Source organism: Paenibacillus barengoltzii NBRC 101215, assembly GCF_004000745.1.
GTDB lineage: Bacteria > Bacillota > Bacilli > Paenibacillales > Paenibacillaceae > Fontibacillus > Fontibacillus barengoltzii.
This window is the reverse complement of record NZ_BILV01000064.1, coordinates 17,427-27,946: the sequence shown is the minus strand read 5'-3', so window position 1 is coordinate 27,946 and position 10,520 is coordinate 17,427. Positions and strand designations below refer to the sequence as shown.

General features: G+C 41.2%; 6 protein-coding genes. All 6 read right to left on the bottom strand.

Features of this window, described 5'->3' with window-relative positions:
- Window positions 1-224, bottom strand: a 224-nt coding sequence (locus PBA01S_RS17075) for a hypothetical protein (protein WP_127576410.1), incomplete at its 3' end; no start/stop codon positions are given.
- A gap of 17 nt (window positions 225-241) precedes the next feature.
- Entirely contained in the window at window positions 242-2,467 is a 2,226-nt protein-coding gene (locus PBA01S_RS17070; RefSeq protein WP_127576409.1) for a hypothetical protein, read from the bottom strand.
- A gap of 201 nt (window positions 2,468-2,668) precedes the next feature.
- Complete coding sequence (locus tag PBA01S_RS17065; RefSeq protein WP_127576408.1) at window positions 2,669-3,352, bottom strand: M48 family metallopeptidase; 684 nt, start codon at window positions 3,350-3,352, stop codon at window positions 2,669-2,671.
- A 5-nt stretch (window positions 3,353-3,357) separates the two neighbouring features.
- The gene (locus PBA01S_RS17060) at window positions 3,358-6,486 is read right to left on the bottom strand and encodes a type I restriction endonuclease subunit R (RefSeq protein WP_127576407.1); all 3,129 of its coding nucleotides are present in this window, start codon (window positions 6,484-6,486) and stop codon (window positions 3,358-3,360) included.
- A complete protein-coding gene (locus tag PBA01S_RS17055) occupies window positions 6,483-7,757 on the bottom strand; it encodes a restriction endonuclease subunit S (RefSeq protein ID WP_127576406.1) in 1,275 nt (424 codons plus the stop codon). Before PBA01S_RS17055 ends, PBA01S_RS17060 begins: the two co-directional genes overlap by 4 nt.
- The gene (locus tag PBA01S_RS17050; protein ID WP_127576405.1) at window positions 7,757-10,435 is read right to left on the bottom strand and encodes a type I restriction-modification system subunit M; all 2,679 of its coding nucleotides are present in this window, start codon (window positions 10,433-10,435) and stop codon (window positions 7,757-7,759) included. Before PBA01S_RS17050 ends, PBA01S_RS17055 begins: the two co-directional genes overlap by 1 nt.
- Window positions 10,436-10,520: the final 85 nt, after the last annotated feature.

Genomic DNA, 10,520 nt, shown 5'->3' with positions numbered 1-10,520 from the left:
CCTATAAGTTCTTCTCGATCATCCTTGGAATCGGCATCTGCTAATTTATTCAGTCGAGCAGTGATCATTCTTTTTACTCCCACCGAACTTCTTTCACCAGCTCCATAGGCCTCCATATATACTTCCCAATAATCATAATCAGGGAAATGATCCGACCATATTTTTGAAATATGCTTACCTTCCCTGGCTAAACGTATAATCTCTTCAAAATCCTTTTTGTTCATATGCCCCTCCAATTTGGTTAGTTTGACTCAACCTCTACCCCTTCTTCCTTGATTAAAGCCAGCGATTTTTCAATAATTGTTCGAATACTATCTAATAAGTCCCCCGAAGCCGAATCATATGTGATCCGCGGCTGTGGTATAACCTTTTCAAATATGCTCCTTATCTCACTGGCACGTTGTACCGTCGATCCTGTTCCTTTATAGTTATAAGCCGTAATCCATTGCGCATGATTATCGATTTTTACTCGTTTAAATATCAGTTGGTTAATTTCATCGGAGATCAATTCCGATAACTTCTGAATAACACCAGTCTTCCTTTCATCAGAAGTAGGGAGAGACCAGGATTTAGGTGAATAAAGGAATTCATTAATTCTTTGCATCAAGTAACTCGCTAAGTCATCTGCCGGTTTTAAATCGTTGTATTCTGCCATCTTAGGCCAGTTTGCTAGGCGATTAGATAAGGCCTTAATCCTCATCCAGTGCTGTTTAGGAAATTGAGAAGATCTCAGTCCTAATAGTCCCAGCCATTTTTGCATGAACAACTCTTCTGTTTCGTTTATTACTAGTACAAGCCTCCCAAAATCATATTCAGGAAACGAAGTATCTTCATTTGGGATTTGTAGCTGTACCTTCTTAGACTTACTGATTATAGCTTCAATAAACCGATCTATTTCATTGATTAATTCATCAGGCGGACTTTGTAGTTCATTGGTATTTGGAAAGAAGAACGTGTATTTTGATAGATGATCTCTAAGTTGCCGGATCATGGTTGGATTCAAATTAAACGCTTCCTGCATAGCCTCAATTGCTCCAATTTGAATACCCATCACATGATCGATACGATCTTCATCATCAATCATATTAGAACCTTGAACTTGATCAAAGCGGGTATAAACGACCATTAGCTTATCCATTTGACCACGAGATGTTGCCTCGCGAAGAATTACCTTTGGAATATCCAGCATAGGCTGGGTTGCGTTGTCTACAAGAATAATTGCGTCCGTTTCCTTAAAGCGATTAGTCACTTCCATCGGAATGCTAGTGGTGATGTTGGAATCGTGTCCTATTCCCTCTCCGTCAATCAAAACCATTTTCGGAGGTTCATCATCCCCCCACCAACTAGGCTTAAACGGTCCTTGGATACGTACTCCATTTACAACAGGTGCAAGTAATTGTCCAAATCTCCTGCCTTCATTTCCAGCAAAAAATCTCATAGTATTTATGACTTGACCTTTTTCCTCTGATTCGTGGTGCCAATATATAGGCCAACCACGTGTATCCCGATATAAAGTTCCATATTTAATTACATCAAAGCACTTTTTAATGATCCCAAAGATATGCTGTACTAGATCATTAAAGCGTTCTGTATCCTCTCGAACCCAAACTTCATAGAGAAGATCAATTACTTCATCAACATTATCTCCGTCTGGAGGACACTGGGCTTTAGCTTCTTCCGCTAATTGGCGTATCTCATTAATAATGTAATCGAGTTCTGCCTGTAATTCTTGTTGATCCGGATAAGGGATATCAGTTTCCACTTGACTGCTATCTTTTGTACTAGCTCTGGCAGTTGTTCGATATTGACCAAGAAAGTAACTTAAACGGAAGCGTTGCTCGGGGTGAGATAGAAGTGCTTTGGCGATAGTTTTTTCGTTCTCATCTAGAACTGCTCTTCTAAAAGCTTCCCATACACATTCTTCAATCAATTTAATGGTTTGTGCTTGAGAATTAAACGTGACAACTCCACACCAATTACCTTGGGAGAAAACATACTCGGTATTGCAAGTTGTCGTCCTGCTTGCGGAAATTGCCGGAAAACTAATTTCGTCAGGATCAGTCCCAATTAATTGACGTATAACTGTTGTCTTTCCAGCACCGGTAGTCCCAAGCAGCATAACACGAGTATATCCGTCGTTATGATTAGGTAACTTAATCTTCTCTTCTCTTAACTCCCATGGGTCAAGCGTTAAGTCGTCTTCCATTTGATCATAAAAAATCTCCACGGCCCTAGAACTAAATTCTTTAATTGCCCGTCTCTGTTCAGTCAATGACCAGTAAGATTGATCCATGAGCAATTGATTCAGGTCGTCTACGACAATCTTTGCTTCTTCCTGGTTAGTTCCAAGCCCTCTTCTAATTTTTCTCCCTTGCTTTCCTTCACGATCCCTAAGAACCGGATGCCTAAACTCAACTGCCCAACTATTTACTCCACTTTTTGTCAACCGTGCTGAATAAGTAACCATCGTCTCACCTCTCCAATGTTCCTCACTGTTCCTGATAACCATTATAGGAACAATGAGGAACATTGTAAAGAATTATTTTCCACAATTGTTTAAAAAAATTAACGAGCGTTGATTTAATCTGCTCTCTTCAGTTTTTATATTGAGCTCGCCATTCTTTCGAACGCAACATAAAAGGCACCCGAATAAAGGTGCCATACTCCTTCATATAACCATTTCAAGTAACTGTCCATTCTCTTTTAACCAAGTCTTTGCCTTTTCCATTGTCGGAGCTTGGGCTTTCACAATATTCCAGAACCTAGGTGTGTGGTTTGCCTCAATTAGGTGAGCCAGTTCATGGACAATAATATAGTCAATGACAAACATAGGCGCTTTAATCAATCTCCAGTTGAAATTGACGTTATCGTTCAAAGTACAAGAACCCCACCGGTAACGGTTGTCTACAATCTTTATCATGGATACATCGACACCAAGTTGCCTAGCGTGGTATTTCACCCTTGGAATTATCTTTTCCTTTGCCTTTTCAATGTACCATTTCTGTAATATTTCTGCCCTCCTTGACATCTGTACATTTGGAATGAAAAAACGTTGAGCAAATTTTATTTCCGATAACCCTGTCTTGACGATCTCAATACGATATTGTCGTCCCAAATAAAGTATAGACTCACCACTGATGAGTTCTTTCCCCGGTGCATGGGGTAAGTCCTGATACTTCTGAGGATGATTAATTTTTTCGTATATCCATTGACGTTTTGAAGCTACTATCTGTTCAATTTTTTCATCTGATATCCCCTCTGGTGCATGTACTATTACACTACGATCACGTTCGACAGTAATAGTTAACTTTCTCCTCTTTACCGACCTTTTAATTGTGTATTTTAGTTCCATAATTATCACACCGCGTAGAGAATAATATCATTGTTCTTCTCGGAAATTTCCATGACCCTGCTTATGATATGGGCACGATTTTTCACAAGGTCGGGAAGTTTATTAAATTCAGGAGAAAGAAATATCTTTTGGATCTCTGCCTTCAACTTGTTGCGGGCCGGAATACTTTCCCAAAATCCGGTTAGTTTCAGCTCGCGCTCAACAACTAAAAAGACTTGCTGCGTCAAGTTAACAAGAAGAGAGATTTCATCTTCATTAAGATCTTTTTCACCGAAGATCTCGCGTTTTAAACTTCGAAAGAATGGCATTTGCTTTTTCCGATGCAGGCCATAAGTAGGTTCTTTATTTGCATTAATGATGCGTTCACGTAATTTTTCAAGCTCCTCATAGATTTTCTTCCAGTTATCACGAAACTCCTCAAATATCGCTGCAAGCGCCGCGGCGAAAGAAGCCCGTAAATCTGGATCATCATCTAATTCAACATCAAGATGGTGGCGGATTGCATGCTCAATTTCTGCAGCCTTCGTTTTTGTTCGGTTTCTTTTACCTACCTCTTGTTGAAAGTCCTCGTCAAGAATTGAGATGGGTTCGACCTTCACCTCAATACCTTTTGACTCAAGATAAGCGTCAGTAATACTGCGCAGCTTGGGAGGAATACCTTTCATACTTAGACGCTCATCACGAAAGTGCTTTCCGGCCAATACATTTATTTCAGTAAGAGCTTGGTAATCTGCCATGTAGTCAAGAGCTTGTCGGGCAGGAAATACCTGATTAAGACATCTTGTCAACTTCTTATACGCCATCATAAAGTCAAAACGAATGTCTTCATCGTAGAAAAGATCAAAAAACGCATCATGATCAGTTAAATCCGATAGACCATGCTTCTTTAATAAATCCATGATTGCAGCATGACTAGCAATTAGCTCACGTAGTTCATCATCAGGGAAACTAAGCGTATCAATTATTTCCTTCTGTTCGCGTTCATCATAACTATCAATAGCCTTCTTTAAATGATGCCCAATACCTACATAATCCACAACAAAGCCTTTATCTTTAAAAGCGCCACCTACTCGATTCACACGAGCTATAGCTTGTAAAAGATTATGAGCAACAATGACTTTATCGAGATACATAACCTGCTCTATCGGCGCATCAAAGCCAGTCAAGAGCATGTTGTTTACGATTATAATCCCTAAGTTCCCATCGACACCCGAATCTTCAGTTCCAAATGACATCTTGAACCTTTTAATACTCGTTTCGTGTTTGCTCTTATCCGTATAAGGTTTAAGATGAATCTCGTCATTGTGACTGCCTGAGATAATGACATCGGTATCAAGCTTCTTTAGCAGTTCTAGATCAAGTTTTCTAGGATTAGACGCCTCTAAATCGAAAATCGCTTCTTTCAAAGCAGCATCGATATGTTTTTTGTAGCGAACCGCTGCCTCACGTGATGTTGCCACCACTTGCGCCTTAAAACCATTAGGAAATACATGTGTTAAATAATGTTGTACCATGTCTTTAGCCTTTGCAGCGATGGTTGGCTCAGCTTCCAAATAAGCATCGCGAGAGCCGTACCCCAGTATTTCCATACGTTGCTGAAGGTTGTATTCACTAAATACATCTTCAAAGGCTGAATCCATCCCTTTCTGATCGGTCACTTCGGCATTATGAGTACGTCCTTCATAAACAATTTCTAGAGTTACACCATCCTCAATCGACTGTCGCATAGTATATTTATCAATGTAATCGCCAAATACCTTTTCGGTCTTATCGATAGGCGTTCCAGTATATCCAATACGAGCAGCATTCGGAAGTCCTTTATCAAGGTTTGCTCCTAGCATTGCATATTGGGAGCGGTGCGCTTCATCAGTCATTACAAGTATGTGCGAACTAGCATTTAGCTCCGGGAAAGTTTCGGTTAGTTCGGATTCACGAAATTTATGGATCATAGCCATGACCAAATCAGAAGAATCGGATCGCAAAAGTTCCTTTAGTTTTTTGATACTGTCGGCTACCTTAACGGAAAAACCAATGCTTTGGCTGGTTTCAACCAATTGATCTTCTAACTGAGTACGGTCAGTAACAAAGACAACTTTCCAGCGAGAAAGCTGGGGATGACGATACATTTCACGAACCATAAACATCATAGTTAGTGATTTACCAGAACCCTGGGTATGCCAAATAATACCGCTCCGTTCGCGTGGATTTCGTCCTGTCAAGAGCCGCTTTACAGCTAATTTAACTGCACGAAATTGTTGATAGCGCCCTACAATCTTAATAGTCTGGCCTTTATCGTTAGTTGAGAAAATGGTGAAGGTTCGGATAAGATCGAGCAGATTATCCCGATCTAACATCCCTAAAACAAGTCTTTGCTGGTCGTTAGGTCCACTACTACCATGTTCAAGATCATCTACCGTACGAGGATAGGGATCAGCCCAACGGTAGAAATGTTTTTCACTATGTGTAGTGATGGTGCCGAACTTAGCCTCATTACGACAGGTGACGATGACAAATTGGTTATAGTAAAACAACGGTGCGCTACCTTCGCCTTTGGCCCCCCGTTGCTCGCTATAACGAAGTAACTGTTCAATAGCTTCCGGGATAGCGTCTTTAACCTTTGGCGATTTGCATTCGATTACCACTACTGGCAATCCGTTCAGAAATAGCACAATGTCCGGGATAATGTGATGCTCTGTGCCCAAAATTCGCACTTTGAACTGGCAAACAGCGATAAAACGGTTATTATCTCGGTGTGAAAAATCAATGAAACGTACTGTTGGACTTTTTTCACTAGTTTGCCGATTTTCGCTTACACTTGTGTTTTCAAGTAACAAATTTAATACATATCGATTGTTTTCAATCAATCCCTTACCAGGAAAGCTAGATGTTAATTGTTTAATAACATCCTCTACCTGGTCATCCTCCATCCAAGGATTAATGACCTTCAGTTGTTCGCGTAAAACCGGAAGCATCACTACTTCAGTAAAACTTTGGCGGTAGCTATCTGCTGGGCGTTGACTATTATCGAGATCGATAATTTCCCACTTTAAACCCTCAAGTTGATTAAGCAACGGTTTCTCAACATGATTGCGTTCATCAATTTTAATGTCATTGGATGTTTTACTATAAGTCATCCGCTCATCAACTCCTTTTCGTTGAGTAGGGTGGCTACACGTTTCTTACCAGTTAGTAGGTCTTTCATTAACGCGGTTTTGAGGGAATGTAACTTTTTAAGTGTTTCATTGATTTGTTTTGTATCTTTAGATTGTTGATCGAGGATGTCAGCAATCATTACTTGTTCTTCCTTACTTGGAACTACTGATAATAGGTTCTTGACAATCTCCTGTGATATATTGGTCTGAGACTCAGCCATTCCAGTTTTTAGATTTGATAAATACCTCTGCGCTGCAAAACTTGAAAGCGCATAGCAGAGAAAACGACCATCCACACTTTCAATTGGTACAAGACGATAGATTTTGTCGGATAGCATAAGCTTGCTTCTCGTGCTGTAAACGTATGACACGACTCCGACCCTTGAATTCGGACCTGCACGTGTCATTAGAAGATCACCGGTCTTTATCTCAAGTGAAGGACGATGCTTCAAGTTATCTGGTAATGCTTTATTCTCATTTTCGAAGAATCCTTCCCAAGTAACAGCTGTAGTTTTCAACACCCCCCACTCATTCATTGAAGCAGGGGTTGATTCACAATTAGGACTCCAACCCTGGTTAATACTTTCAAGTAATGTACCTAGTCGTCGAACCTCCCACTCGACTGGAATCCTTCCCAAAGGGGAATCTTTAAATTTATGGGTTTGCTCGGAGCGAATATTGCCTTGCTCGTCAATTCCACGAGTAAGAAGATCCTGCAACAGCCCCGCCTTAATGCGCCGCTTCTTAGCAATCAACGCCTCTGTTTGTTCAATTGCTCGGTCCACCGTAGCGAGAATATCGGCTATTTTCGTTTGTTCCCGCTTTGAAATTGGAAATAAAGCCTTAAATCCTTCAAGCTCTTTCCGAGTGATATGCTGCATGGTTGAACCATGAGATGCTTTAGTCAGTTCAGGCAAGTAGAATTCAATAAAACTTTTCAGAAAGACCCTATCTACACCTTCACGCTCCACAACCTTAAATAAATGCTGGTTCAGTACTGCCCTCCCATAATTCCAAATTCTTAGAAACAATGATGCACTCCATGAGAAAATAAGATCGCCATCTTCGACAATATAAGCAGGTGGAAGCTTCCCAGAGAAATAGTCCGTAGGTGCATCTGGATTTTTTAGTTGTTCAATACGGACAATTGGAAGGCCATCTTTTCCCCAATCCGATGGTTTAAAAGCATATCCATTTATAAATTCAGCTAATTCAGTAAGTCTTTTTTCTTCCCATCCATCCATCGTTTTCATTAGATATACCCCAACCCTTTCAAGAAACCATTCAAAATCTTCAGGGATTCATTGCGTTCACTTTCCAATTCTCGACTAGAGACCGCATATTTATCCCAAAGATTTTCCACCACCTGAACCAGTCTACGCTTTTCAGCATTGAGATAGCGGTCTAGTTCATTAAGAGCTAAATCATAGAGCTTTTTAAGAATTAGTTGACGAGCATCTTCCTCCGTTAGTTGGCCGCCAATTGCAGTGAGAATACTGTGGGTTTTGGTAATTCGTGCTTCAAGAGCAACTTTATCCTTTTTCAGAGCATTAATCTTTTTCTTGTCGTCCTTTTTTGATGGATCGAGTCCCACCAATTGTTCATCTATCTGCCGGATCAACTCCTGGTTCTCGGCTATGAACTCTTCTCCACCCAGTCGTTTAAGCTGTATCTTGAGAGCCAATTCGTCAGTTTTAACTTTCAGCTTAGTCTTAATGTCCTTAATACGTTTTTCGAGAGAGAGAATAGTCTTTTCCTGGTCCTGCAGGTTTTCAAGCTCCTTTCGAGCTGATTCCCCAGTGCTTCCCTTGAGGTCGTCGATTAATTCCTTGAGAGCCTTCTTAATAACGGCAGCGGTCACATTCTCATCCTCTTCAGCTTCATATGCAACCATTTCCTGCGCTACTTCGATCTCCTCATCCAGTTTCCCTTGTACCTCACTTATCTGTGCCTCCAGCGATTCAATTTCATCAGCCTCGGCTTGAAAGAACTCAGCAATTAAGTAATTGTCTGGTATAAGACTGTGATGCCACCCTGTCGCTATGATAGTCCTCAAGTCGTAACGAATTTGTTGCCACCAATTCACAAAAACGCCGGCGCTTTTAAACTCGTCAAGCACATGTAATGGGATTAGCTTACTTTTAAGTGTCGTTAGAAGCTTAATGCGGACTTCCGGTATTTTTTTGCCCTCTCTTAGACCAGAAAAATCTTCACGGGCCGTCTCCCACCATGTATTCAAAGCATTATTGTGTGCTGAAATTGTCCGATGAACCGCTGGGTTAGCCTCAAAAATAGCCTTGATGTCGGATTTGGATGCAACATTCTCATTGAAAGCTAGATATCCCGTTCGTTCGGGCCTAAAAAATACGTCAAGTTCTATCCCGAAATGCGCAAAGTCTTCCGTTAGGGCAGCGGCCTCAGTCTCTGGAATACCACCGATCAAATGAGCTTGCACGTCCTCCGGTTCCGGATCGGGTGTGTTGTCTACATAGCGACGAATGTTCAGATTATAGTCATGAATTTCCACTATCTCTGATTTGCTGACTAGGCGGCTATATTTAGGAATTTCTCGCTTGTGTGTGAAAACAAAATCTATCTTTTCGATGTCTTCAGGACGCAGTTTGTTCTGGTTTTTTCCTTCAGCATATTCGCGATCGGCATTAATAAAGAGAATCTTATCGCGCAATGCATCAGGCTTGTTTTTGTTGCATACAATCACGCAAGCAGGAATGCCGGTTCCATAGAACAATCCGGGCGGTAAACTTATAATGGCCTCAATCACATCATCGTTAATCAGGATCTCACGAATCAACTTCTCCTTACCGCCGCGAAACAGTACTCCGTGCGGCATAATTGTGGCCATAATGCCGTCCGACTTCAAACTCGCAAGCATATGCTGAACGAACATTAGGTCAGCCTTCTTACCAGTTTCCGGACACCATTCTCGGAAGCGGTTAGTAAATTTCATGTTTGCCCGACTATAGTTTTGGGAGAATGGTGGATTAGCTAGTACTCGATCGAACTTACGCAACTCACCCGTTTTTGGATCAGTAATCAATGGCTCTTCCAGAGTATCCCCATTTTCTATGGTGAAACGTGTGATGTTGTGGAGAATCATGTTCATGTTACATATTGACCATACAGTGCCGTTGGATTCTTGACCAAATAGGGCCAAATCGTTTGGATCTTGTCCTTGTTCTTCGACATACTGTCGAGATTGAATAAGAAATCCTCCAGACCCGACGGTGGGATCGTAAATTTCCTGCCCCGCCTCCGGTTTAGTGAGCTGAACCAGCAAACGCACCACTTCAGCAGGTGTATAGAACTCCCCACCTTTCTTGCCAGCGCTATCAGCAAAGTACTTGATCAAATATTCGTATGCAGCCCCAAGTAAGTCGGGAAACTCGAAATTGTCATTGACCAGTACGAACTGAGGCTGGTTAAAGTGGTCGAGCAGTTCCTTCCATTTCTGGTCGGGTATTTTGGTTTTGCCTTTAACTGCGTTGAAGTCGATGTTGTTTTTGAGAACTCCCGCGAGGGCGTCATTTTCGTCTTCGATGGCTGCAATCGCCTTATTAAGCATATTTCCGATATCGTGTTTCAAATCTTTTAATGCAGGTACGACATCACCGTTTTCGTCAATCCATGACTCATTCCAGCGGGCACGAACAGGTACAAAGAAAGTCTCACCGTAGGATGTTTTGTCTTCAAGCAGTTCCTTGAGGAGTTCCGGTTGATCCTTTAAATGTGCGAAGTCCTTTTGGATAAGTTGTTGGCGCTTTAGGTCAAATTCATCCGACAATCGTTTAATGAACAACATCCCAAAGATAAATTCTTTAAATTCAGAAGCATCCATCTTGCCGCGCAATATATCTGCAGCCTTAAATAGAAAACTTTCAAGCTGGGACAAGGTTATCTTTTTATTATTCAATTTGCAGTTCTCCTTCTCTGAAAAATCCATGGTATATAATCATCTTTACTCGTTGGTAATACTCAATCAAGATCACTTTATCTTA

Bases quoted from the DNA above. Each gene is read 5' to 3' on its own strand.
- PBA01S_RS17055 (WP_127576406.1), bottom strand. From the start codon at position 7,757: ATGAAAACGATGGATGGATGGGAAGAAAAAAGACTTACTGAATTAGCT.
- PBA01S_RS17060 (WP_127576407.1), bottom strand. From the start codon at position 6,486: ATGACTTATAGTAAAACATCCAATGACATTAAAATTGATGAACGCAAT.
- PBA01S_RS17065 (WP_127576408.1), bottom strand. From the start codon at position 3,352: ATGGAACTAAAATACACAATTAAAAGGTCGGTAAAGAGGAGAAAGTTA.
- PBA01S_RS17070 (WP_127576409.1), bottom strand. From the start codon at position 2,467: ATGGTTACTTATTCAGCACGGTTGACAAAAAGTGGAGTAAATAGTTGG.